Here is a 23,893-nt window from a genome sequence, read left to right on the forward strand (position 1 = left end):
GGCCTGCTTGCAGGCGTCACTCCTCTGCCGGCCGCCAACCGAGCTGCCGCGCTTTGCCGTTGGCCTGCCGGCGAAGGTTGCCGGACATGCCGCGCGCTTCCGCCAAGTGCAGGTACGCCTTCATCGCCTGATCCGAGCCGAAGCCCTTCAGCTGCGCGGCCGCCTCCATGCGGATGGCCGGCTTGGCGCGTTCGTCACGGACGACCTTCCACACCAGCTGCTGGCCGTCCGACGAACCGAGATGCCGCGCCAGCATCAGTTTGGCGTTGGCGTCCAGCGTCGTATCGCTCGCGAGGGACTCCAGGAGACGCCTGCCCCAGGATCGTTTGCTGTCCCGCGCCTTCACCACGGCCTGCACCCGGATCGTGCCGTCCACATCGGTTGAGGTTGCGATGCTCTTGTAGGCGAGAAACCCGGCTTCCGCGTCGACGCGCGCGGCCGAGGCGGACGCCTGCATGCGCACGTCGACGACGATGGAGCTCGCGCTCGCCACCTTCACGAGCAGCCTCAGGGCGGCGTCGACGTCCACCGCCAGATGGAGTGAACGTTTCGCCACAACGAGCTTGTTCTCATCGCTGAGTCCCGACGCCACGACGAGTTGTTCGTACAGCGCCAAGCAGCTGCCCCCGGAAAGCACACCGGTCAGCCGTGCGAGCGCGTCGAGCCTTGAGGCGTCCGGTTTCTTGTCGTCCCGCACCAAAGCCTTCAGCAGGCCGACCGCTGCCTGTTTGTCGAGCTTCAGAAGTTCGCCGATCGCCTTCTGGCACAGCGGGCCGTCCAGCGCGGCGCCGATGGCGATCTTCTCGAACAGTGCCGCGGCCCGCTGTGGATACCTGACCCTGCTGAGCAGGGCGGCTTCCATCTGCTCGTCGGGGATGAGCCCTCCCTTGTCGGCGATGTCGAGCAGGATCTGGGGGTCGTGGGCGAACTTCCGCACTAGGAACACCGCTGCCTCGAACCGGGGCCGCGGGAACAGCTGCTCGTTCTGCGCCGCATCGGTGAGCTGCACTCGGGCCTGCTCAGGGGCTTCGTCGTAGAGCCGTTCCATCGCGGCCAGCCGGTAGTCCTCGTGCCGGGCGGTCACCATGAACTCACCGCGAATGATCACGCCCAACTCGGGGTCGTGTTTCTCGACCGCAGCGGTTGCGGCTTCCCGGATGCGGTCGCTGACCGTGTGGTCTCTCTCCAGCTCGACGAGGAGCTTCACGCCGACGGCTGGTTCGTGCTGCTGCACCAGCTTCGCGGCGACCAGACGCAGCCAATCTCGGGCGTTGCTGCGGGCGAGATGAGAGAACACCCGCAGGCACAGTTCCTGGTCACGCTCCCACAGGAGCGTGTCGATGCTGCGCCTGGCCTGATCCGCGATGCCGGTGCTGGCCAGGAACGGCAGCAGCAACGGCTCGCTCGCCCGGAGGTCGACCTGGATGAGATACCGCAACGCTTCGAACCTGCGGTCCTCGTGCGCGCTCTCCTTGGCGGCGAGCGTGCGCAGCACTTCGATCAGGCGGTCCTGGTCGAGGTGCCGCAGCCACGTAGCGCGGTCCTCCCATTCTCGGCCGGACCGGGTCGACGGTGACTCGATCATGCGCACCAGGATCCGCACGGCCTTGTCCCCGACCCCGGGATCGAGATCGAGATCGACGCCGTGCCGTGCCAGTTCGGCGATGAACGGGAACTCGCGCACGCGGTGCCACGGGCGCAGCAGGCGACGCAACGGCGCGCTCAGGTCGGCGCCGGCTCTGGCGAGCTGGGCTGCGACGAACACCTTCACCTCACGGCTCAGGCCCCGACGTCGCCAGTCCGGAGCGAGAAGCCCGCGCGCCGCCGTCGCGGGGTCGCTGGCCGCACGGACGAGCCATCGGGCGGCCAGGAACTCCCTAATGGTCGGGTGCGGGAAATCGAAGTCATCACCGTGCTGGATGAGTAAGCCACTGGCGCGCACGATCTCGCCCACCACCGAACGCCACTCGTCGGGGCTCACCATCTCGGGCCGTGGCACACCGTCCCATCCGACGGCGACGTCGAGGAGTGCCGCGGATTCCGGCACCTGCCCGCTCACCTGGACAAAGGCGATGTGTTCGAGCAACCGCGGGATGTGGTCGATCAGGTTGTCGGCCGCTCGTTCCGCAGTCGGGCCGTGGCCGGCGAGCCAGCTCACGAGCCGGACGCGCGTCTCCGCGTACGCGATCTTGTCCAGCTGCCACGCCACGTATTCCTCGTACAGCTCTGTCTGGTCCTTCGGCAGCTCGCGGCCGGGGTCGGCGCCGTAGAGGACGCATAGCATCGTGGCGATCAGCGGCACCCGGACCAGGCTCCACAACTTCGTGTCCGCGAGCCTGCCGAGCAGATCCTCCGCGACCGCGTCCGGGTCTCGATGCCCGATGTTCCGCAGCCACTTCACGGTGAACGTGCGCAGATCCTGCTCAGAGAAGAGCTCGAGCTCGTACGTCGGAAAACCCGCGTGGTCGAACGACATCAGCTCCTGCCGGCTGAGGTTGCGGCTGGTCAGCATGAACCGGTACGTCGTGCCCGAGCGGTGGTGCGCGATGTGGCGCACCACCCTGAGCCGCCCCGGCACGTCGACCACCTCGTCGAGTCCGTCGACCAGCACGAGCCACGGCACGCCTGGCAACGGTTCCTTGCTCACCAGGTCGACGAGGTCCTGCCGCGGCAGGTCGGTGGTGAGCACCCGCGGCAGCGCGTCGGCCAGGGCATCGGACAACGACACGTCACCCGCGAGCGCCCGTGCGGTGGTCGGCAACGGCACCGCCCTGGGATCGGCACCGCCGAGCAGCTCGTCCGCAGTCTTCGAGGCGAAGTGCCGCACGAGGCTGGTCTTACCGGCGCCGGGATCGGCGAGGATCTGCACGTCCAGGTACCTGGTCAGCAGCCTGTCCGCATCGATGCGTTCCGGCAGCGCGGTTTCATCGTCGTGCGTACTTGCCTTGCGCGCTTTGTCGTCGGCGCGCGGGTTGGCCTTGCGCGCGAGGTAGATCCGTTTCAGATCCGGCGCTGATCGCGCCACGCGCTGATATTCGTGCTCGCTGCCGAGCGCGCACACCGATCCGAGGTATCTGCGCAGCCGAGGACCCAGGTGTTTGCGCCCGGCTGCGGCCAACTGGGCGTCGGTCAGCAGATCGAGCCAGCGATGATTCTCCCTGTCCGCCACCGCGTGCTCGGGCAGCATGGGGATCTCGGCGATCGCGCCTTCAACGGTGAAAACACCGCAGACACAGCCGGTCAGCGTGTCCAGCACCGGTGCGCCGGGCAGTTCTTCAAGGGCGTAACGGAAAGCCGGGTCCGGCACACCGCTCGACACGCACGCGAACGGTTCGTCCGACGGCTCGTCCACGATCTTGCCGAGTGCGCTGCTGCCGGCGTCGAGCAGGCCGGCGGCCGTGATCACGACCCCAGGCGCAACGCGTACGCCACGCCCTTCGCCGTGCTTGTACCGCACGCGCACCGTCGTTCCGGCCAACGCGAGCTTCAGCGGCTCGGGTTGGGTGGAGACCGCCTTCGCGGCTTCGACGTGCAGATCACCGTGCAGGTCGCGCACCTGTACGACCACTCCGAAGACCGGCGCGCTGACGCTGTTCTCGTGCACCGATCACACGGTAGGACGGCTGCTGCGGTGGACAAGGCCCGAACGGCCGAAACCATTGGCGCACGGCCTACCTGAGCCCCAGCAACTGCGGCACCTGCACCGGCGGCGAGGACACGTCGACACGTCGTCTGCTGAGCAGCTCGACACGATGAAAACCCTTCAGCGTAGGCCTTCGTGAGCAACTCTCCCCTGCGGCCCGTTGAGGCATTCGATCTGTTCGGGTTCGAGAGGTTGGGGCCGGACCCTCAAGGGCGCCGCGCCAGCGAGTGATCGGTGGATGCGGTGCTCGTCGTAGTGTCGCTCGCACTCACAGCGCACATAGGCCGATCTGATTCCAGGTCAGCCTGCTATCCAACTGTTCGCCACGAAAGGTCTTGACCCCAATCGACAGAACTTAGCGACGAAAGATTGAATCGCATCGACTGGCCCTCTATACTAGGTTCGAGCTATCCAATAGCGCGTGAACACACGAACTGCGCAAGCTTGCTACATATGGGGACTCAAGTCCCCCCTCGGACATTCTCTTACCCCACGGGATTCGCCAGAATCCCGTGGGGTAATTCATTTTTCGACCGTTTTAATTGCACCGCTCCAATGCGGGCCCGACCGTCTTCATGAGCTATGGAGCGACTCGTAGGCAAAGTCGCTGGCCGTCGTATTCGATCAGTAAGCCCTGCTCGTGTACTCGACCGTACATATTTCGCGGCGCGCCGCCAGGTCGGCTCCTCGCGCTGATGTAACCATGCGGGCACCGGTGGATTCGACGCCGAGAATCGCGATCTTGGCTGTCGCATCTGTTCGGGGCGCTACGAGGGCGGCGTCAACCGGACGGGTGCCGCGTGGCGGACTCCTGCTCGGCCTCCTGGGAGGCGGCCCACGACGCGAGCAGCCGGAGGCCTTCGTCGGAGGGTGAGCCGGGTTCGGCGGTGTAGATGGTGAGGGTGAGACCGGGGTCCGCGGCAATCTCGAGGCCTTCGTAGGCGACGGTGAGGTCGCCGACGACGGGGTGGTGGAAGGTCTTCGAGCCGGTGCTGTGGTGGCGGACGTTGTGGGCGCCCCAGCGGGTGCGGAACTCGTCGCTGCGGGTGGACAGTTCGCCGATCAGGTCGTGGAGTTCCTTGTCGTGGGGGTCGCGGCCGGCTTCGGTGCGCAGGATGGCGACGCAGATGTCGGCGAACGAGTCCCAGTCCGGGTAGAACTGGTACGAGGCCGGGTCGAGGAACTGGAACCGGGCGAAGTTCGGGGGCTGGTACCGGCTGTCGTAGATCGGTGCGTAGAAGGCTCGCGCGAGTCGGTTCGCGGCCAGCAGGTCCATCCGGCCGTTGCGGACGAACGCGGGTCCCGCGCTCACCGCGTCCAGTGTCCACTGCAGACTCTCGTGCGGAGCCCACTGTTTGGCCTTCGTCCGGCGCCGGGGCCGGACGATCGCGGCCGTGCCGTCCGCGGCTCGGGCGAGGTCGAACAGGTGCGCGCGCTCCGCATCGTCGAGCCGTAGCGCACGTGCCACCGCGGCCAGCACGGTGGCCGAAACCCCGGCGAGCGCGCCGCGCTCGAGCTTCGAGTAGTACTCGATGCTCACGTCGGCCAGCGCGGCGACCTCGCTGCGGCGCAGTCCGGGGACGCGGCGGTTGCCTCCGGCAGGCAGCCCTGCCTGTGCCGGGGTGACCTTGGCACGCCGCGAGACGAGGAACTCGCGGACTTCCTCTCGATTGTCCACACCATCAGCGTATGGCCGGCGGTCAGGTCGCGGGGTGCCCTGTCGATACACCCCTCAGCAGAAACTCCCTGCTCACGAGCGCCGGTGATGTCCTGGACCGGCATTCGACCACAAGGGAGGAGCCATCATGCGTGGCGCTGTGTTGCACGGGCCCGGCGACATCCGGGTGGAGGAACGCGAGGATCCGACGATCGTCGCCCCGACCGACGCGATCATCCGGCTGTCCGCGACCTGTGTGTGCGGGTCGGACCTGTGGCCTTATCGCGGCATCGAGAACTACGACGGCCCGGCTCCGATGGGACACGAGTACGCGGGCATCGTCGAGGCAGTCGGCAGCGAGGTCACGACGATCGAACCGGGTCAGTTCGTGATCGGCTCGTTCTTCGCCTCGGATAACACCTGCGAGATCTGCCGGGCCGGCTACCAGTCGTCCTGCGTCCGCCGGGAGCTCGTGGGCACCCTCGGCGCCCAGGCGGAACTGCTGCGTGTCCCGCTCGCCGACGGCACCCTCGTCGCCACCCCCGATGTGCCGGACGACGATCTGGTCCCCAGCTTCCTCGCGGCGTCCGACGTGCTCGGCACCGGCTGGTTCGCCGCCGTGGCCGCGCAGGCCGGGCCTGGCAAGACGGTCGCGGTCGTGGGCGACGGCGCCGTCGGCCTGCTGGGCGTACTGGCGGCGAAGCAGCTCGGGGCGGAGCGGATCATCGCGATGAGCCGCCACGCACCACGCCAAAAGCTCGCGCTGGAGTTCGGAGCGACCGACATCGTCACTGAGCGCGGCGAGGAGGGCGTGGCCAGGATCAAGGACCTGACCAGCGGACTGGGCGCGCACAGCGTGATCGAGGCGGTCGGCACCCAGGAGTCGATGCTGCAGGCCATCCACTCGACCCGGCCCGGCGGGCATGTCGGTTACGTCGGCGTCGCCCACGACGTCGCACTCGACGGGCTGGAGCTGTTCTTCTCCCACGTCCACCTGCACGGTGGCCCCGCTCCGGTCCGCCAGTACCTGCCGCAGCTGATCGACCTGATCTGGGACCGCCGGATCGATCCGGGCAAGGTCTTCGACCTCGAGCTCCCGCTCGACCAGGCCGCCGAGGCCTACCGGGCCATGGACGAACGCCGCGCCATCAAGGCGCTGCTGCGCGTGTGACGCCCCGAAAGGACCCCGAGTGACCCACATTCACCGCCCCGCTCGTGAACAGGCCGTCGGCCGCCCTCTGACGGTCGTACTCTGCCTGCTGACGGTATTTGGTCCGATCTCCATGGACCTTTACCTGCCGGTGCTGCCCGCGCTCACCACCGACCTGCACACCACGACCTCGGCCGCGCAGCTGACCATCACCGCCTGTCTGCTGGGTCTGGCGATCGGCCAGGTCGTCGCGGGACCGATCTCCGACCGCTTCGGCCGTCGGCGGCCTGTGCTGGTGGGTGTCGTCGCCTACGTCGTCACCTCGGCGTTGTGCGCCCTCAGCCCCACCATTCCCACGCTGGTCGGCGCGCGGGTCGTGCAGGGCCTGGCCGGCGGGGTGGGCATCGTGATCTCCCAGGCAGCGGGGCGTGATCTCTACAGCGGCGGCAAGCTCATGCGGTACTACGGCCGCCTGACCGTGATCGCTGGGCTCGCCGCGGTCGTCGGACCGGTCCTCGGCGGGCAGCTCGCGTCCTTCACCGACTGGCGCGGCTTCTTCGTCCTCCTCGCCGCCGTCGGCGTGCTGATCCTGCTGGCCTGTCTGTTCATCTTCCGCGAGACGTTGCCGGAGACGAGCCGCACCACCGGCGGGCTCGCGCAGACCGGGCGTGACTTCACCCGCCTGCTCTCCGACCGGGTGCTGCTGGGCACAGTGCTGATCTCCGGATTGGTCAGCGTCGCCCTGTTCGCCTACCTGGCCGGCGCCACCTATGTGCTGCAGGACATCTACGGCCTCTCCCCTCAGGGCTACTCGTTCGCGTTCGCCCTGAACTCGCTCGGGTTCATGCTGTTCGGCTTCGCCGCGGGCCGCCTGTGTGAACGATGGTCAGAAGAGGGCACCATGGTCGTCGGGCTGGTGATGTGCCTGACCGGCGCGGGCGGACTGCTTGTCAGCGCGGTGTTCCACCTGCCCGTGATCGCCGTGATTCTCTCTCTGTTCACGATGGTCGGCGGCGTTGCCACGATCACCCCGCCCGCGACGTCCCTCGCCATGGCGAACTATCCGGGCATCGCCGGTACCGCCTCCTCCCTGCTCGGCCTCGCCCGCTTCGGAGTCGGCGGGCTCGCCGCACCCCTGGTCGGCCTGGGCGGCAGCCACGACGCCCTGCCTCTCGGGCTCGTCACCGTCACCGCCACCGTGCTCGCCGTCGTCACCTACCTGGCCGTCATCCGGGGCCGCACCACCGGCCACGAACGTTTCGGAGGTCATCGCAATGAGGAAGCGACTCCTCGTCATCCTGACCGCGACCCTGCTGTCAGGTTGCGCGGACTCCCCGAACGGCACCTCGACACCGTCCACGAGCTCGGTGCAGTCCACGACAGCCATGCCGCAGCACACGACCGGAGGGGTTGAGATGGGTACGTCGCGAGTGCGGTTCGCCGCAGGGGATGCCGAGGTCGTCGTCCGGGTGGCCGACAACCCCACGAGCCGGGACTTCGTCTCGAAGCTGCCGCTGACGCTGGCCTTCGAGGAGTTCGCCGGCCGGGAGAAGATCAGCTACCTGCCGCAGCGCCTCACCACGGAGGGCTCGCCCGGCAGCGCCACCCGCAACGGCGACCTCATCTACTACGTGCCGTGGGGAAATCTCGGCTTCTTCTACAACGCCGAGCCCGGCGGCGGCGCGTCCGACGACGTCATCGCGATCGGCACGGTCGAGTCGGGGCTGGACCGGCTCACCCTGCTCGAACAGGGCCAGGTCACCGTCGAGGTGATCAAGTAGCAGCCGGTACGGCGGATCAGCCGACCCCACCCGCACGTCAGAAACGCTGAAGGAACGGAACTTCATGACCACCATCGCCGTAGTCGGAGCCGGCCAGGGCCTCGGCGCCGCGGTCGCTCGCCGCTTCGGGGCCGAGGGCCACCGCGTCGCCCTCATCTCCCGCAGCCAGGAACGACTCGACGCTCTCGCCGCCGCCCTGCACTCCGATGGGCTCACCGCCCGCGGTTACGCCGCCGACGTCCGCGATCCGAAAGCACTCACCGCGGCACTCGACCAGGCGGCCGAGGAACTGGGGCCGGTCGAGGTGCTCGAGTACAGCCCGTTGCCGCAGCAGGAGTTCCTGCGTCCCGTGCTGGAGACCACTGTGGACGATCTGGTCGGTGCGGTGGAGTTCTCGATCGACGGTCCCGTCACGGCGGTGCACCAGGTCCTACCGGGCATGCGGAGCCTCGGCCGTGGCTCGATCCTGTTCGTCAACGGCAGTTCCGGCGCCCGTCCGAACCCGAACGTGGCCGGCACCTCGATCGCGTTCGCGGGTGAGAGCGCCTACGCGGCGATGCTCCACGACACCCTGGCCGGCGAGGGAATCCAGGTCGGTCAGCTCATCATCCCCGGTGCGATCCGGCCAGGGCACCCGACCCACGACCCTGCCGTCCTCGCCGACACGCTCTGGCACCTGCACACCCACCCCTGCCAGTTCCGGATCTTCGCCGAAGACCTTCCCACCGAACCATGACCGGCGGCACAGCGAGTGTGTGGTCCTCGTGTACACGGTGACGCGAGGGGTGCTCTGTCAGTAACTCCCTCCGCATGGCCGTCGCAGGTTGGATGAATCTGATCCCACCACGCCGAAACTGACAGGAGGGCGCATGTCCGCCGAGCACCGCGCTTCCCCCGTTTCCGACCTACCAGAGCCCGCTCCCCCGCCCGCGCCGGTCGAGTCCGCGCCGGCGTTGCGTCGTCGTACTTTCATCGCGGCCACCGGAATCGCGGCGGGCGGCGTGGTCGCCGGACCAGCACTTCTGGACACCGAGCCGTCCGCGTCCGCGCAGCCAGCCGGCGGGGGCACGAGCAGTCGTGTCGCGTTGACCGTGAACGGCAAGCGGGTGACGGTCACAGTGGACAACCGGACATCGTTGCTGGATCTGGTGCGCGAACACCTGAATCTGCCCGGCACGAAGAAGGGATGCGACGCCGGCGCCTGCGGCGCGTGCACGGTGCTGGTGGACGGACGGCGGGTCAACGGTTGTCTGACGCTGGCGGTCCGGCTGGACGGCGCGGAGGTCACCACGATCGAGGGACTCGCCAACGGCGAGCGCCTGCATCCGTTGCAGGAGGCGTTCGCCGAGCAGGACGCGTTCCAGTGCGGCTTCTGCACGCCGGGGCAGATCATGTCCGGCGTCGGCTGCATCCGTGAAGGCCATGCGCGGTCGCCAGAGGAGATCCGGGAGTGGATGAGCGGCAACATCTGCCGCTGTGGCTGCTACGTGAAGATCGTCCGTGCGGTCCAGCAGGCCGCGAAGGCCCGGTGAGGCAGGCATGTTTCCTTTCACCTACACGAAGGTCACCGACACCCGTGCGGCGGTCGCCGCCGCACAGCGCGGTGAGCGGTACATCGCCGGCGGCACAACGCTGGTCGACCTGATGTGGGAGACCGTCGAACGTCCTGGCGCGGTGGTCGACATCAGCGCCCTCCCGTTGCGGGAGATCACCACCACCCCACAGGGTGGGATGCGGATCGGCGCGCTCGTGCGGATGTCCGAGGCCGCCGCCGACCGCCGGGTGCGCGACGCCCATCCGATGATCTCGGAGGCCTTGGAGCTGAGCGCGTCGGCGCAGTTGCGGAACATGGCGACCATCGGCGGCAACATCATGCAGCGCACGCGCTGCACGTACTTCCGCGACGTGTCGGCTGCCTGCAACAAGCGCCGGCCTGGTTCGGGGTGTGCGGCTCGGGAGGGATTCAACCGGACCCACGCGATCCTCGGCGCCTCGCAGGCGTGTGTGGCGACCCATCCTTCGGATGTCGCGGTGGCGTTCGCGGCGCTGGAGGCGTCCGTGCACCTGCTCGGCCCGGACGGGGAACGCCGGGTGGCGTTCGCCGACTTCCTGCTCCGGCCGGACACCACGCCGGAGCGGGAACAGGCGTTGCGGCCCGGTGAGCTGATCACGGCGGTGGAGATCCCACCCCATCCCGGCCCGCTCAAGTCCGGGTATCTGAAGGTCCGGGACCGGCAGAGCTACGAGTTCGCCCTCACCTCCGCCGCAGTCGCCCTGCGCATCGGCGGCGGGCTGATCCGGGTGGCGAAGGTCGCCGCCGGCGGTGTCGGCACGGTGCCATGGAAGCTGTCCGCGGTGGAACAGCACCTGATCGGCAAGCGGCCGTCGAACCAGCTGTGGACCGAGGCCGCCGCGCGGGCCGCGGATGGCGCCCAGCCATTGGCCCACAACGAGTTCAAGGTCGAGCTGCTGAAACGGACCGTGGAACGTCAGCTGCGTGTGGTGGGAGGAACCCGGTGACCCTGCAACCCCAGACCGCTGTCGGCACCCCGCAGTCGCGGGTGGACGGACGGCTCAAGGTGACCGGGCAAGCGCCCTACACCGCCGACCACGGCCCGGATGACGGCCTCGAGAACGTCCGGTATGCGGCCGTGGTGGACAGCAGCGTCGGCCGTGGCCGGATAACCGGCGTCGACACGCGGGCCGCGCTCGCCCAACCGGGCGTGCTGACGGTGATCCACCACGGAAACTCGCCACGTCTGCCCTATGTGGACAATCCAGGTTCGAACAACCCGCAGCCAGGCAGGAGGTTGCGGGTGTTCCAGGACGACCGGGTGCTGTTCTTCGGCCAGCCAGTCGCGGTCGTGGTGGCCGAAACCCTCGAGACCGCGCACCATGCCGCGAGCCTGGTCGAGGTCACCTATGCCGCTGAGGCACCGTCGACCGATCTGACGCGGGCCCCAGCCGACGAACCCATCCCCTACACCCGCGGCGACGCTGACACCGCGTGGGCGCAGGCGCCGGTCCGGCTCGACCTGAATTACCGGATGGCCCGCAACCACCACAACCCGATGGAGCCACACGCCACCATCGCCCGCTGGCAGGGCGACGACCTCACCCTGTGGGACAAGACCCAATGGGTGGTCGGCGGTACCCAGCAGGAGATCGCCGCGGTGTTCGGCATTCCGCAGCAGTCGGTGCGGGTCATCTCGCCGTTCGTCGGCGGCGGGTTCGGCAGCGGGCTGCGGGCGTGGCCGCACACCACGATCGCGGCACTGGCCGCCAGGGTGACCGGCCACCCGGTGAAGCTCGTGCTGTCCCGGCGGCAGCTGTACTTCGGCACCGGCTACCGGCCCGCCTACACCTACGCGGTGAAGGTAGCCAGCGATCGGCGCGGTCAGCTGACCGCGATGGTCCACGACGTCAAGTCGGAGACGTCGAGCTACGAGAAGTTCACCGAGGCGGTACTGCTTCCGGGGCAGATGCTCTACAGCATGCCCCACGTGCGGCAGGCCTACTCCACGGTGCCGCTGGACGTGAACACCCCGATCTGGATGCGTGGTCCCGGCTTCGCCACCGGCGTCCACGTCATCGAGTGCGCCTTGGACGAACTCGCCGACGAACTGCGCATCGACCCGATCGAACTGCGGCTGCGCAACGAACCGGGCAAGGACCCGTCGACAGGCCTGCCGTTCTCCACCCGCCGGCTGCGCGAGTGCTACACCGTCGGCGCCCGCGAGTTCGGCTGGCACCGCCGCAATCCCAAACCAGGCGTCACCCGGGACGGGGACTGGCTGATCGGCACCGGCATGGCCGCCGCCGTCTACGACACCGGCGGGTTTCCCGCCCAGGCCCATGTCCGGCTCAACGCCGACGGCACCGCACTGGTTCAGTCCGCGACCAGCGACATGGGACCCGGCACCTACACCTCCATGCTCCAGGTCGCCGCCGACGCTCTCGGCCTGACCATGACCACGGTGACGTTCCGCCTCGGCGACTCGGTCATGCCGCCGACCGGGCCGCACGGCGGGTCGACGACCATGGCCAGCGTCGGCACCGCGATCCAGCTCGGCTCCGACCAGGTGCGCCGCCAGGCGATCACCCTGGCCGTCAACGACTCCCGCTCACCCCTGCACCGCGTCAATCCCGACGACGTGATCGTCCGCAAGGGACGCATGCACGTGAAGACCGACCCCACGCGTGGCGAGAGCTATCAGCAGCTGCTGACCCGCAACCAACGCTCCCACCTCGAAGCGATCGGGACCTACGCCGGGGCCGTGCACGACCGGTTCTCCATGTCCGCGTACGGCGCGGTGTTCGCAGAGGTTGCCGTCGACGCCCGCCTCGGTATCGTCCGTCTCAGGCGCATGCTCGGCGTCTACGACGCAGGCAAGATCGTCAACCCGAAACTCGCCGACAGTCAGGCCATCGGCGGCATGGTCGGCGGTATCGGGCAGGCACTGCTCGAACACACCGTCACCGACCCCCGCGACGGCCGCATCGCCAACGCCAACCTCGCCGACTACCTCGTCCCCGTCAACGCTGACATTCCCAACCTCCAAGCCATCTACCTCAACGGCAACGACCCTGAGACCAACCCACTGGGCGTCAAGGGGCTCGGCGAGATCACCCTCGTCGGCGTCGCACCCGCCATCGCCAACGCCGTCTTCCACGCCACCGGACGCCGCGTCCGCGACTTCCCCATCACCGCCGAAGCACTGCTCTGACAACCAGTCGCAACCCTTCCCCGTCCGGGGAAGGGTTGCGACTGGTCACTGCGCGGTATGACACGCCGATTATTCGGCGGCCTCCTGGGGCCGCTGCCGGGACACCCACGTCGCGACCTGCACCCTGGACGTGAATCCGAGCTTGGCCAGGATGTGCTCGGTGTGGGTCTCCACGGTCCGCACCGAGATCACCAGCTGGTCCGCGATCCGGCGGCTGGTCAAGCCCTCGGCGATGAGGTCGGCGATCTCCCGCTCGCGCCGGGTCAGCACACTGGGCGACGCCACTGGCAAGACGGCCGCCGGCTGCTCGTTCAGGGCGAACGCGATCGCCTCGTCGACGTTCATCGCCCGGCCGCGCTGGAACGCCTCGTCGAACCCTTCGGTGCCCAGTCGCTCCCGCGTGACTCGCTCGGCTTCTTCGTGGTGCGGGTACAGGTGCTGGTACGTACGCAACGGGCGGCCCATGATCTCCCAGAGCCGGTCCGCCGCTCCGAGCAGCGTCACCGCCGGCGTCGCGTGCCCCATCGCGGCCTCGACCCACGACAGCGACTCCACCGACCAGCCGATTCCGGTGAGGTCGCGGATGTCCCTGCGCAGCCTGATGCTCTCGCGGTACAGCTCGGCGGCCCGGTCCTGGTCGCCCTGCGCCATCTCGAACAAGCCCATGCTCCAGAGCGCGTAGGAGCGGTGGAAGCACTCGCCCGCCGACTCGGTGATCCGCAGCCACTCCTCGTGACAGGCGGTGGCGCGAGCTGCGTCGCCGACGAGTCCCACCGCGCTCGAGTAGCTCAGCATCAGGTCGAGGCGGCGCGGCACGTCGACTCCAGGGGACAGCACAGCGAGGCCCTGCTCGAAGACCGCGATCGCGGTCGGCAGGTCACCGCTGTACAAGGCGACGCTGCCTTCCACCCAGTAGGCGAAGGCCGAGATGGCGGGGTCGGTCCCGACATCGACGATGGCCCTGGCCTCGGCCAGGCGCTCCCCGCCGACGTCGAACTGTCCGTCCGCCAGCGCCAGACTCGCATCGGTGAGCAGGGCACTGGCACGGACGGCGGACGGCGGGCTCGGCTGGGAAAGCGCACGCGCCAGCCACAGGCGGCCTTCTCTGGCCCATCCGCGTCCCCACCAGTAGAAGTGGAACAACCCGGCCAGTATCCGGAACGCGGCGTCCAGCTCGCCCGGTTCCTTGAGGCAGTAGTCCACGGCTGTCTGGTTGTTGGCGTGCTCCCGGTCCAGCCGGGCGAACCAGTCCACCTGCCGGGAGCTCACCCAGTCGGCGTTGGCCCGCTCGATCAGCCCGAGATGGAAGTCACGGTGCCCGCGGAGCAGGTCAGCGTGCTCACCGGTGTCCTCGAGCCGCTCAACGCCGAACTCGCGGATGGTCTCCAGCATCCGGTAGCGCATCACGTCGCCGTGCTGCTCCCCCACCAGGATCGACTTGTCCAGCAACGTTGCCACGGTGCTCAGCACGTCCTCGACGGCCAGCCCGTCACCGGAGCACACGTCCTCCGCGGCGTCGAGCTCGAACCCGCCCGCGAACACCGACAGCCGCGCCCACAGCAGCTTTTCCCGGTCCGAGCACAGGTCGTGGCTCCACTCGATGCACGACCGCAGCGTCTGTTGCCGGGCGGGGAGGTGGCGCCGCCGTGCGGTGAACGACTGCGGCTGGTGCACCAGCCGGGCAAGGATGTCCTTCTCCGAAAGCGCTCGCACCCGTGCCGCCGCCAGCTCGATCGCCAGCGGAAGGCCGTCCAGGCGTTGGCAGATCTCGGCCACCGTGGCCCCGTTGGCGGCGTTCACGGTGAAACCGAGCCGCACGGACGCCGCCCGTTCCGCGAACAGCGTCACCGCCTCGGAACTGCTCAGCTCCTGCTCGGCGATCGGCCGCTCCCGGTCCGGGAGGGTGAGAGGTGGCACGGGCATGACAACCTCGCCCGCGACGCCCAGCCACTCCCGGCTCGTGGCCAGGATCCGCAGCTCGTGGCAGGTCTGCAGCAGCGCGCCGGACAGCTCGGCGACCGCGTCGACCAGATGCTCGGAGTTGTCCAGCACCAGCAGCAGCCGGCGGGACGCCAGATAGTGGGTCAGCATCTCGAGTGAGGTCCTGCCCGCCTCGCGCATGCCGACCGCCAGCGCCACGGCGTTCGCCACGAGCTCCGCGTCGCGCAACTGGTCCAGCTCGACCAGCACCACCCCGTCCGGGAACGCCCGGTGCACGACGTGACTCACCTCGAGGGCGAGCCGTGTCTTGCCCACTCCACCCGGTCCGGTGAGGGTCACGAGGCGTGACGCCGACAGCAGGCGCCTGACCTCTTCCACCTCGTGCCTGCGGCCGACGAAACTGCTCAGCTCCAGAGGGAGACCCGATGCTCTCCTCCGGACGACCGTGCTCATACCACGGAACCGTAATCCGGTGTCTTCCGCCGCGCAGGAAGAAGCCCGCAACGGTTTGGCCAACGAATCCGTAGCCTTCTCCGTACTTCTCCCGATGTGTCCGCAGCGCGTGGCGCGCACCCTTCCTCCAGGTGGCCCGGAGCACTCAGGCCGGTGAGAAATCGACCGCCGGGACCACCTGGGAGCGCCAGCCATGTCGCTCCAGCCGCCTGACCCCGTTCGTGGGCGGCCTGGGTTTGTCGGCCGCCCACAGAGCGCCCGGTGATGTCCACGACCGCCGATGTCCGCCTCCCCCCGACGGACACCGGCACGCACCGGGACAGGCGGGGTGGACGGTCTGCTCGCCGCAGCGCGCCTCTGCGGTCGGACCGTCCACCCCGCCGTTCGACCTCACCAGGACAGCTCAGGGAGGACACTTCCATGACGATCGACTCGGCACCGCAGCCCTGCCCGCGTTGCGTCCGGCCAACGGTGCTGGTCACCAACCGCCGGGGCCGCGAATGGCTGCATGTCGGCACGTGGCTCGCCCGGTGCGGCCGGGTGTGAACGCGGCAGGGGTCAGCTTCCGGTCAGCGACACGGCGAGATCCGTGATCGGCAGCGGGAACCGGCCGACGCTGGTTGCCGTGCCGTTGAGCAGGTTGACGGTGTACAGCGAGACAGTGCCGTCCGGTGCGACGAGAGTGGCGAAACCTGCTGCCGACGTCGCCTTTCCACCGGACAAGGTGCTGTAGATGTCAAAACCCGCGTTGCCGCCGGCATCGACGGTCAGCTTGCCGGTGGCGGTCAGCAAACCGTTGTTGGCGGGTGACTGGACGAGCACCTCATCGGTGGCCGTGCCGATGTCGAACAACGTGGTCGCCGTGTCCGGGTTCAGGTCGTTGTTCGTGTAAGCGGCGGCCGTGACACCTCTGGTCGGCCCGAGCGCCGGCGGGGTGGAGAGGACGGCGTCCTCCGTGGTGGTGTTGTCGCCGAGGTTGTGCCGGAGATTCTGGCCGGTGTCGCTGATCACCCGGAGCCGGTCGAGCGCGGGGTTGAAGTCCACGCCGAAGTTCGTGCCGTACAACGGGACGGTCAGCTGCGAGACCTTCGTGACGACCGGGTCCGTCACCTGTGGCGGAGTCTTGACCGTGTAGATCCCGCCCTGGTTGCCCACCAGGTACATCAGACCGTTCTGCACGCGGAAGTCCAGCCCGATCGCCGCCGTGTCCCCCGCGAACCCCTGGATCAACCTCACCCAGTCCAGCTGCTGCGGCTTGTCCGTGGTGAACGTGACCATCAACGTGCCGTCAGCCGAGATCCCGAACGCCCGCAGACCCGCGGCGGGCTGGGCGGTGCTGCTCCCCCCACCGCTGGCAACGGCCACGGCCACCGACACGACCACAGCCGCCGTCGCGACGCCCCTCTTGAACCGATTGGACCGCATCAGTTGCCTCCCCTGCACGAGAAACCCTTGCGGCACAACCTATTCAACCGGACTGGACGTCGACTGGACGGCGCAGGTGAGCCCGCCCCGGCGCGCCACAGGCGCTGGGACGGGCTCTCGGCCGGCCTGGGAGAGTCAGCTTCCGGACAGCGAGATGGCGAGATCCGTGATCGCCAGGGGGAACTGTCCGACGCTGGTGGCCGTGCCGTTCAGGAGGTTGACGGTGTACAGGGAGGCGGTGCCGTTCGACTCGACGAGAGTCGCGAAGCCCGCTACCGAGGTTGCCTTGCCGCCGCTCAGGGTGCTGAAAATGTCAAAACCCGAGTTGGGGCCGGCGTCCACGGTGAGCTTGCCGGTCGGCGCCAGGGTTCCGTTGTTGGCCGGTGACTGGATGAGCACCTGATCGGTCATCGTGCCGATGTCGAACAACGTGGTCGCCGTGTCCGGGTTCAGATCGTTGTTCGTGTAGGCGGCCGCGGTGACGCCGTAGGTCGTCCCCTGCGTGGGCGGGGTCGTCAGGCTCGTGTCCACGGCGGTGGTGTGTGTGTTGAGGTCGTGCCGCAGGTTCTGGCCGTTGTCGCTGATCACTCTGAGCCGGTCCGCCGCGGGGTTGAAGTCCACCCCGAAGTTCGTGCCGTACAACGGGACTGTCAGCTGCGAGACCTTCGTGACGACCGGGTCCGGGTACCACGTGACGGTGTAGATCCCGCCCTGGTTGCCCACCATGTACAACAGACCGTTCTGCACCCGGAAGTCCAGGCCGATCGCCGCCGTGTCCCCCTTGAAACCCTGGATCAGCCTCACCCAGTCCAGCACCTGCGGCCGGTCCGTGGTGAACGTCGCCATCAACGTGCCGTCAGCCGAAATCCCGAACGCCCGCAGACCCGCGGCGGGCTGGGCGACACTGCTCGCCCCACCACTGCCGACCACGGCGGCAGCCACCGACACAACCACAGCCGCCGCGGCAGCGACCCTCCTGAAACGTGCCTTCATCAGTCCTCCCCTGTACGAACACCTTGCGGCAGAAGCTATTCGGCGGGACTGGACGTCCGTTGGACGGCGATTGGACCAGGCGTCGCTGCGCCTTGCGGGCACCCCGGCGCAGGAACACCATTGGGACCACACAGTTTCGAGGGGGGACTCGATGAACATCAAACGCAGCGCGGCGCTCACGGGATGCGCGGTCGTCCTGCTCGCCGGGACGTCGCTCGCCACGGGCACCACGGCCGGCGCCGAGGAGGTGACGTGTTCGACACCGACGCTGACCTCCGTGCCGGTACGCCTTGCCGATCAAGGCCTGTGGAGCTATCACTACCAGGTGTCCTGGTGTGTGGAGGAAGGACTGATCACGAACATCACGCACAACGTCACGCACGAGGAAGACGGCAGCACGTGCGTCTGGGTGGCCAACGCGGAGGAGTCCCACAAACGGGTGCTCGACGGCAGCGGAGCCTGGAACGCGTTCAACATGGCCGAGTTCTCCTGCAAGAACCCGGACGGCCAGGACGGCAGCGTGAATCCGTGGGGCGTCATCACCGTGTGGCCGAACGGCGCCAGCTCCGTTCTGCGCAAGGGCGTCGGCGACGTCATCGAGGAGTAGGCACTGCCCGCTCCAGAACGGCGACGGTGAGCGCTTCGGCGTGGCGGTGACCGGTTTCGCGGTGGATCGCCAGCGCGCGCAGTGCGTGCTCGGCGCCTTCCTGCCGTTTGCCCGAGGCGAACAGGATCTCGGCGAGCGCGGTCATGGCCTCTCCCCGCAGTGCGAGGTAACCAGCGCGCTCGGCGAGTGCGAGCGCGTGCCTGGCCTGACCGGCGTCGGCGGTGACCGATGCCAGGCCGATCAGGATGTCGATCTCCGGGTACCGGTCGCCGATGGTGCGGACGAGGTCCAGTGCCTGACGGTACTGGCGGATCGCGTCCGCCCGGCGGCCGCGCCGGTGGTCCACGGTGGCCAGTACGGCGAGCGCTTCCACCTCGGTTCGGGGATCACCGGTCTCCCGCGCCAGGGTGAGGCCGGTGCGTGCGTGCTCCAGGGCTTCCGCGTCGCGGGCGAGGTCGAGGTAAGTCGCGGCGAGCCTGCTGCGCGTCAGAGCCTCGCCGCTGCGATTGCCGTCCTCGTGGTGCAGCGTGAGGGCACGGATGAGCAGCGCGGCCGCTTCGGCAGGCAGTCCGCGGGCGCGCTGCGTCTGGCCGAGGTTGCCGAGGTTGAGCGCTTCGCCGTAGCGGGAACCGATCTGGCGGTATCGCGTCAACGCCGCCGTGTAGTGCTCGGCTGCCTGCGCCAGCCGGCCCAGCTCCCAGTGGACGAGGCCGAGGTTGCCGAGCGCGACGGCCTCGCCCGCCGGCTGGCCGATGCTCCGGCTCACGGCCAGGCACCGGACGAACCGGGAGGCGGCGGCCTCGAGCCGCCCGGACTGCCAGTAGAGGCCTCCGAGGTTGCCGAGCACAGCGGCCTGGGCCTCGACCCAGCCCGACTTCCGCGCGTCCAGTTGCGCGTACGTGTAATGCCGCACGGCCTCCCGGTAGGTGCCCTGGCGGTAGTACAGGTCGGCGAGGCTGAGCCGGGCGGCCGCCCGCACGCGCGGCTCGTCGGCCTCCTCGGCCGCGGCCAGTCCGGCCTGCGCCGTGGCCAGCCACTCGACGCGGCGCGTGCACATCCAGAAGTAGCCGCGAAGGGAGTCGGAGAGCAGCCACGCCATCGGCCGCGGTCCACCTCGCGCCGCGCCCCGGACCGCCGCCACGAGATTGCCGCGTTCGGTGTCCAGCCAGTTCGACGCCTCCGCGGGCCCGGTGACACCGGACGGCGCCCTGGCGTTCAACTCGGGTACCGGCAGCCGCAGCATGTGCGGGTAGAGCAGTCTCGCGGCACCGTCCACGGCGTTCAGATACCAGTCGTACAACCGGTGCAGCGCTGACTCGCGGTCTCGCGCTGTGTCCTCGTCCGACGTCCGCTCGGCCGCGTACCTGCGGAGCAGGTCGTGAAAGCCGTATCGGCCAGGCGCGTGGAGCTCGACGAGATGGGCGGCGGCGAGCCTGTCCAGCAACCGTGCGGCCTGATGGGGATCAGAGTCGATGAGAGCCGCGACGGCCTCCGTGCCGGCGTCCGTTCCTGGCACGAGGCTCAGCAGGCGGAACAGTCGCCGCGCCTGCGCCGGCAGCGCGGCGTAGGACAGGTCGAAGGCTGTCCGGACCGCGACCTGCTCGTCGCCCTCCACCGCGAGAGCGGACAACACATTGCCCTCCCTCAGTTCCCCGACGTGGTCTTCGATCCCGTAGCCGGGCCGCTCCGCGAGGTTCGCGGCCGCTATCCGCAAGGCGAGCGGAAGGTAGGCACACAGCTTCGCGAGCTCCGCGGCCGCCACCGGCTCGGCGCGTACCCGCTCGGCGCCGAGAGTGCGCGCCAGCAACTCCCATGCGTCGTCAGGGCTCAGCACGTCGAGCGTCACGGGGCGAGCCCCGTCCATCGCGACCAGGCCGGTCATCCGATCCCGGCCGGTCACCACCACGAGACAGTGCGGCCCCGAGGGCAGCAGCGGACGGACCTGGTCCGGGCCGGCGGCGTTGTCCAGCAGCACCAACACTCTCCGGTCCGTCGTCAACGTCCGGAACATGGCCGACGCCGTCTCCACGTCGACGGGCACGCGGTCGGCGGGCACCCCCAACGCGGACAGGAACTGGGCGAGGATGTCGATCGGCGGGGCCGCCCCGCCCTTGCTGTGACCGCGCAGGTTCGCGTAGAGCTGCCCGTCGGGGAACCGTTCCCGGACGCGGTGCGCCCAGTGCACGGCCAGCGCTGTCTTGCCGACGCCGGCGGTACCGGAGATCGCGGCGATCGCCATCGCACCGTCCGAGCGGCCCGGCAGCATTTTGTCCAATGTGGACATCTGCGCGGCCCGGCCGGTGAATCCGGGAGTGCGCGCAAGCAGCTGTCTCGGCACACCCAGCACCGGTCGCAGCTGAACGGTCCCACCTGTCGTGCCGACATCGTTGTCGTCGTTGAGCAGAGTCGCGTGAGCGGCACGCAGTTCCGGCCCTGGATCGACACCCAGCTCCTCGACGAGCCGCTTGCGCACATCGCGGTAGGTCTCGAACGCCTTGGCGCGGTGGCCGGCGGAGTGGTAGGCGCGGATCAGGCGGGCCTGTGCGGCTTCGTCCAGAGGCTGGTCCGCGGCCGCCTCGGCGACGTCGGGGAGCACGTCCACCGCGGCACCGATCTCGATCATCGCATCGCCGTAGCGGGCAAGGACTTCCCGCCGTTTCGCGACCAGTGACACGACCTTCGGATGCGTCGCGAGAAGAGGTGCGTCCGCGACCGGGCGGCCGTGCCACAGACCCATGGCCTCGCCCAGCCCGGCCGCGACACGTTCCCAGTCGTGCTCGCGGTAGGCGTCGTTCGCCTCGGCGACGAGGCGCCTGAAGGCGAGCAGATCGATGTCCACCGCATCCGGGTTCAGCGCATAGCCACCGTTCGCGAACGGCAGGATCTCGCTGCCCGAGCGGAACGTGCGGCCGGGTTCCAGGAGTCGCCGCAAGTGTTTGACATGGGTCTGCAGCACGTTCACCGCACTCCGCGGCGGGTTCTCACCCCACAGCGCGTCCACCAGGCCGACGGTGGCCACCGTCTCACCCTCGGCGAGCACGAGCAACCCCAGCACAGCTCTCCGTGCCGGTGGGCCGAGTGGGATCTCCGCACGGAGGTGCCACGCCCGCGTCGGGCCGAGCACCTGGATCCGCACAGACCTCATTGCCACTGGCCTGAACGTAATTCACCGACTGGCACCTCACAAGGAGACACCCGGCATTGGGTCCGCTCAGGCTATTCCCCGCCGCCAAACCGACGACTGCTCACGTACCGATCGGACCGGGGTCCGGCAAGCGATGCGGGGATGGACACCGGCGCTGTGCCCGGTCCAGGAGCCCGGCCCGAGCAGTTCCGCGCCGGCACGGAAGCCGGGCTCGACATCGTTCTCCGACCCGTGCTCATGGGCCACGAGGTGAAGGATCTGAGACGTAGGCCTTCGTTCGGGTGGAGGTGGCGGACCGTGGGCGACGGCCTGCTCGATCCGGTGATCGGGCGGGAGGACGTGATCGACGAGGTGCTCGAGGTGTTGTCGCGACGCACCAAGAACAACCCCGTCCTGATCGGGGATCCGGGCGTGGGCAAGACCGCCATCCTCGAAGGCATCGCGGCACGGATCGCGACTGGCGAGGTGCCCGCCACGCTGAGCGGCAGGCGGCTCCCTCGCCAAGGGCGTGATCCGGTTCGCGGCTGACAGACCGCCGTCCGACGACCTGGTCCGGCAACAGCTGGACGAGACCGGCTGGGCTGGACATCGTCCTGTGCCCTCGGTGATGACCAATGCTGGTTCCCACGTCGTCGAGTGGTGTTCACCCGGAAGAGGAACTCGTTCCATGAGCGGCGGCTAGACACTGTGCGGTGGCCACCACCGCGGGCCGCACGTGAGCGCAGAGAAGAGTTGCCGATGAAGCGATCGACGCTGTCCGTTGTGCTGGCACTGCTCGTGACCGTCGTGGCCGGCCCGCTGCCGGACGCCGCTGCCGGCGGAGTGCGGCCGCTCGAACGTGCCCACGCGCACAACGACTATGAACACGACCGTCCGCTGGCCGACGCCCGCGACCGCGGGTTCACGTCGGTGGAGGCGGATGTGTGGCTGGTGGACGGAGAACTTCGCGTGGCGCACGACCTGGCTGACGCGCGTCCGGGCCGCACGCTGCGCAGCCTCTACCTCCAGCCGCTCACCGAGCTCGTGCGCGCGAACGGGGGCCACGTCTTCCCGCGCTGGCGCGGTTCTTTCCAGCTGCTCGTCGACATCAAGAGCGACGGGCCGGCGACGTACCAGGCCGTGGACGAGACGCTGCGCGAGTTCCGTCCGATGCTCACCCAGTGGGTGAATGGCCGGGAACGGTCTGGCGCGGTCGAGGTGGTCATCAGCGGGAACCGGCCTCGTGAGGACATGCTCGCCCAACGGGTCCGGCTGGCCGGGTACGACGGGCGTCTTGGTGATCTCGGCAGCGGTGCCCCTGCCGGTTTCATGCCGCTCGTCAGCGACAACTGGACGAAAAACTTCACGTGGCAGGGAGTTGGCCCCATTCCGGTGGCCGAGCGGGAGAAACTCCACCGCATCGTGTCGCAGGCGCACGCGGCCGGGTATCGGGTGCGGTTCTGGGCCACGCCGGACACCGAGGGAGAAGCGCGGGAAGCCGTGTGGCGGCAGCTGGTCGCGGCCGGCGTCGACCACATCAACACCGACGATCTGGCAGGACTGCGCCAGTTTCTCCTGGCGAACGACCCCGCCGAGCGGCACGTGGCCTGAGCCGCATGTGAAAGAGGCCGTCGTGATGACAGCCTCTTTCACTTTCCCTCAGAGCTATGAGGTTCCCCGATAACTCGACCTCGAACACTGGTCGGGAGCTATCCATCTGGCAGAGCCAGCCTCCTATCGGGAAGCCCATTCACATACGCGACTTCGCGTCGCACAACACGAGCACTACTGCCGGCACGCCTACGACACGTAGACAGAACTTGTTGCCGCGATTGACAAGTGGGCCATGTTCACAACAGTGTGCGGCGGCACTCCGCACTCGGGGGTGAACCTCACGGCGACCTCACCCCATTGAACACGCTGCGCGTCACGGCAAGCAACGACATCGGCGTCAACATGAACGCGACGATCAAGTACCTGCTCGGCCGGACCCTCGATCCGATACTCGGCCCCGAACGCACCGACTACCAGTGGTCGTACCGCAGCGCGCTCGATTTGGGCGTGCAGGCTGCGGTCCTGCGCGAGGGCCGCTTCGGCGGCATCGCAGGCGAAGCCGAGCGCATCACCGTGCCACGACGGTGTTCGCCTGCCGCGTCGTTCACGATGCGGCAGGCGGCTCGGCGGCCACTCGTCAGGTGTCCGCCCATTCCGCAGGCCATGCGGACGAGTGTCTGCGCAACGGGAAGTGCTGTTGCACGCTGTCACAGGAAGTCCGCTCGGGGACAGTGTGACAGCCCGGCCCGATGACGAGCAGGCCGTCGGCGATGCGCCGGGATCCGGTTCCCGAGCAGGGACCGGGGCGACACAGGCACTCCGAGATGTGATCTCTGAG

General features: G+C 68.8%; 17 protein-coding genes and 1 pseudogene. 12 read left to right on the forward strand and 6 right to left on the reverse strand.

Features of this window, described 5'->3' with window-relative positions:
* Positions 1 to 16 precede the first annotated feature (16 nt).
* Both ACWGE0_RS11960 and ACWGE0_RS11965 read right to left on the reverse strand, forming a co-directional pair.
* Positions 17 to 3,604: an NACHT domain-containing protein gene (locus ACWGE0_RS11960; RefSeq protein WP_452260896.1), complete on the reverse strand. Its 3,588-nt coding sequence runs from the start codon at positions 3,602 to 3,604 to the stop codon at positions 17 to 19.
* Between the two features lie 820 nt (positions 3,605 to 4,424).
* Complete coding sequence (locus ACWGE0_RS11965; RefSeq protein WP_452260897.1) at positions 4,425 to 5,321, reverse strand: helix-turn-helix transcriptional regulator; 897 nt, start codon at positions 5,319 to 5,321, stop codon at positions 4,425 to 4,427.
* Positions 5,322 to 5,448: 127 nt separating this feature from the next.
* On the opposite strand from ACWGE0_RS11965, the gene ACWGE0_RS11970 reads away from it, so the two are divergent.
* The 7 genes from ACWGE0_RS11970 (at position 5,449) to ACWGE0_RS12000 (ending at position 12,958) form a co-directional block, all read left to right on the forward strand.
* Positions 5,449 to 6,471, forward strand: a complete 1,023-nt coding sequence (locus ACWGE0_RS11970; protein WP_452260898.1) for a zinc-dependent alcohol dehydrogenase family protein — start codon at positions 5,449 to 5,451, stop codon at positions 6,469 to 6,471.
* Between the two features lie 19 nt (positions 6,472 to 6,490).
* A complete protein-coding gene (locus ACWGE0_RS11975) occupies positions 6,491 to 7,864 on the forward strand; it encodes a multidrug effflux MFS transporter (RefSeq protein WP_452260899.1) in 1,374 nt (457 codons plus the stop codon).
* A gap of 1 nt (position 7,865) precedes the next feature.
* Positions 7,866 to 8,231: a cyclophilin-like fold protein gene (locus ACWGE0_RS11980; protein ID WP_452260900.1), complete on the forward strand. Its 366-nt coding sequence runs from the start codon at positions 7,866 to 7,868 to the stop codon at positions 8,229 to 8,231.
* A gap of 64 nt (positions 8,232 to 8,295) precedes the next feature.
* The gene (locus ACWGE0_RS11985) at positions 8,296 to 8,967 is read left to right on the forward strand and encodes an SDR family NAD(P)-dependent oxidoreductase (protein WP_452260901.1); all 672 of its coding nucleotides are present in this window, start codon (positions 8,296 to 8,298) and stop codon (positions 8,965 to 8,967) included.
* Positions 8,968 to 9,100: 133 nt separating this feature from the next.
* The gene (locus tag ACWGE0_RS11990; protein WP_452260902.1) at positions 9,101 to 9,763 is read left to right on the forward strand and encodes a (2Fe-2S)-binding protein; all 663 of its coding nucleotides are present in this window, start codon (positions 9,101 to 9,103) and stop codon (positions 9,761 to 9,763) included.
* Positions 9,764 to 9,770: 7 nt separating this feature from the next.
* Positions 9,771 to 10,751: an FAD binding domain-containing protein gene (locus ACWGE0_RS11995; protein WP_452260903.1), complete on the forward strand. Its 981-nt coding sequence runs from the start codon at positions 9,771 to 9,773 to the stop codon at positions 10,749 to 10,751.
* Positions 10,748 to 12,958, forward strand: a complete 2,211-nt coding sequence (locus tag ACWGE0_RS12000) for a xanthine dehydrogenase family protein molybdopterin-binding subunit (RefSeq protein WP_452260904.1) — start codon at positions 10,748 to 10,750, stop codon at positions 12,956 to 12,958. Before ACWGE0_RS11995 ends, ACWGE0_RS12000 begins: the two co-directional genes overlap by 4 nt.
* Before the next feature lie 69 nt (positions 12,959 to 13,027).
* Here the strand turns inward: ACWGE0_RS12000 and ACWGE0_RS12005 are convergent, their stop codons facing one another.
* Entirely contained in the window at positions 13,028 to 15,352 is a 2,325-nt protein-coding gene (locus ACWGE0_RS12005; protein WP_452260905.1) for an ATP-binding protein, read from the reverse strand.
* Positions 15,353 to 15,772: 420 nt separating this feature from the next.
* Between ACWGE0_RS12005 and ACWGE0_RS12010 the strand changes: the two genes are divergently transcribed.
* Positions 15,773 to 15,898: a hypothetical protein gene (locus ACWGE0_RS12010; RefSeq protein WP_452260906.1), complete on the forward strand. Its 126-nt coding sequence runs from the start codon at positions 15,773 to 15,775 to the stop codon at positions 15,896 to 15,898.
* 12 nt (positions 15,899 to 15,910) lie between these two features.
* Here the strand turns inward: ACWGE0_RS12010 and ACWGE0_RS12015 are convergent, their stop codons facing one another.
* Positions 15,911 to 16,777, reverse strand: a complete 867-nt coding sequence (locus tag ACWGE0_RS12015) for a DUF4394 domain-containing protein (protein WP_452260907.1) — start codon at positions 16,775 to 16,777, stop codon at positions 15,911 to 15,913.
* A 135-nt stretch (positions 16,778 to 16,912) separates the two neighbouring features.
* On the reverse strand, positions 16,913 to 17,770 hold the full coding sequence (locus ACWGE0_RS12020; RefSeq protein ID WP_452260908.1) for a DUF4394 domain-containing protein: 858 nt from the start codon (positions 17,768 to 17,770) through the stop codon (positions 16,913 to 16,915).
* A 151-nt stretch (positions 17,771 to 17,921) separates the two neighbouring features.
* Between ACWGE0_RS12020 and ACWGE0_RS12025 the strand changes: the two genes are divergently transcribed.
* Positions 17,922 to 18,377 carry a hypothetical protein gene (locus tag ACWGE0_RS12025; protein ID WP_452260909.1) on the forward strand — a complete coding sequence of 152 codons (456 nt, stop codon included), beginning with the start codon at positions 17,922 to 17,924 and terminating at the stop codon, positions 18,375 to 18,377.
* Here ACWGE0_RS12025 and ACWGE0_RS12030 read toward each other — a convergent pair.
* Positions 18,364 to 21,522, reverse strand: a complete 3,159-nt coding sequence (locus ACWGE0_RS12030; protein WP_452261128.1) for a tetratricopeptide repeat protein — start codon at positions 21,520 to 21,522, stop codon at positions 18,364 to 18,366. The genes ACWGE0_RS12025 and ACWGE0_RS12030 overlap by 14 nt on opposite strands.
* Positions 21,523 to 21,825: 303 nt before the next feature.
* Here ACWGE0_RS12030 and ACWGE0_RS12035 point away from each other — a divergent pair.
* The 3 genes and pseudogenes from ACWGE0_RS12035 to ACWGE0_RS12045 all read left to right on the forward strand — a co-directional run.
* Positions 21,826 to 22,017, forward strand: a pseudogene (locus ACWGE0_RS12035) (hypothetical protein); the annotation flags it as partial.
* Between the two features lie 243 nt (positions 22,018 to 22,260).
* Positions 22,261 to 23,112, forward strand: coding sequence for a phosphatidylinositol-specific phospholipase C/glycerophosphodiester phosphodiesterase family protein (locus ACWGE0_RS12040; protein ID WP_452260910.1), 852 nt, complete (start codon positions 22,261 to 22,263; stop codon positions 23,110 to 23,112).
* 300 nt (positions 23,113 to 23,412) lie between these two features.
* Positions 23,413 to 23,808: a hypothetical protein gene (locus tag ACWGE0_RS12045; protein ID WP_452260911.1), complete on the forward strand. Its 396-nt coding sequence runs from the start codon at positions 23,413 to 23,415 to the stop codon at positions 23,806 to 23,808.
* Positions 23,809 to 23,893: the final 85 nt, after the last annotated feature.

Source organism: Lentzea sp. NPDC054927, assembly GCF_053610285.1.

What these genes read in the sequence shown, in the direction of transcription:
- ACWGE0_RS11970 (WP_452260898.1), top strand. Translation starts at nt 5,449, where the DNA reads ATGCGTGGCGCTGTGTTGCACGGGCCCGGCGACATCCGGGTGGAGGAA.
- ACWGE0_RS11980 (WP_452260900.1), top strand. Translation starts at nt 7,866, where the DNA reads ATGGGTACGTCGCGAGTGCGGTTCGCCGCAGGGGATGCCGAGGTCGTC.
- ACWGE0_RS11985 (WP_452260901.1), top strand. Translation starts at nt 8,296, where the DNA reads ATGACCACCATCGCCGTAGTCGGAGCCGGCCAGGGCCTCGGCGCCGCG.
- ACWGE0_RS11990 (WP_452260902.1), top strand. Translation starts at nt 9,101, where the DNA reads ATGTCCGCCGAGCACCGCGCTTCCCCCGTTTCCGACCTACCAGAGCCC.
- ACWGE0_RS11995 (WP_452260903.1), top strand. Translation starts at nt 9,771, where the DNA reads ATGTTTCCTTTCACCTACACGAAGGTCACCGACACCCGTGCGGCGGTC.
- ACWGE0_RS12005 (WP_452260905.1), bottom strand. Translation starts at nt 15,352, where the DNA reads ATGAGCACGGTCGTCCGGAGGAGAGCATCGGGTCTCCCTCTGGAGCTG.
- ACWGE0_RS12010 (WP_452260906.1), top strand. Translation starts at nt 15,773, where the DNA reads ATGACGATCGACTCGGCACCGCAGCCCTGCCCGCGTTGCGTCCGGCCA.
- ACWGE0_RS12015 (WP_452260907.1), bottom strand. Translation starts at nt 16,777, where the DNA reads ATGCGGTCCAATCGGTTCAAGAGGGGCGTCGCGACGGCGGCTGTGGTC.
- ACWGE0_RS12020 (WP_452260908.1), bottom strand. Translation starts at nt 17,770, where the DNA reads ATGAAGGCACGTTTCAGGAGGGTCGCTGCCGCGGCGGCTGTGGTTGTG.
- ACWGE0_RS12025 (WP_452260909.1), top strand. Translation starts at nt 17,922, where the DNA reads ATGAACATCAAACGCAGCGCGGCGCTCACGGGATGCGCGGTCGTCCTG.
- ACWGE0_RS12030 (WP_452261128.1), bottom strand. Translation starts at nt 21,522, where the DNA reads ATGAGGTCTGTGCGGATCCAGGTGCTCGGCCCGACGCGGGCGTGGCAC.
- ACWGE0_RS12040 (WP_452260910.1), top strand. Translation starts at nt 22,261, where the DNA reads ATGAAGCGATCGACGCTGTCCGTTGTGCTGGCACTGCTCGTGACCGTC.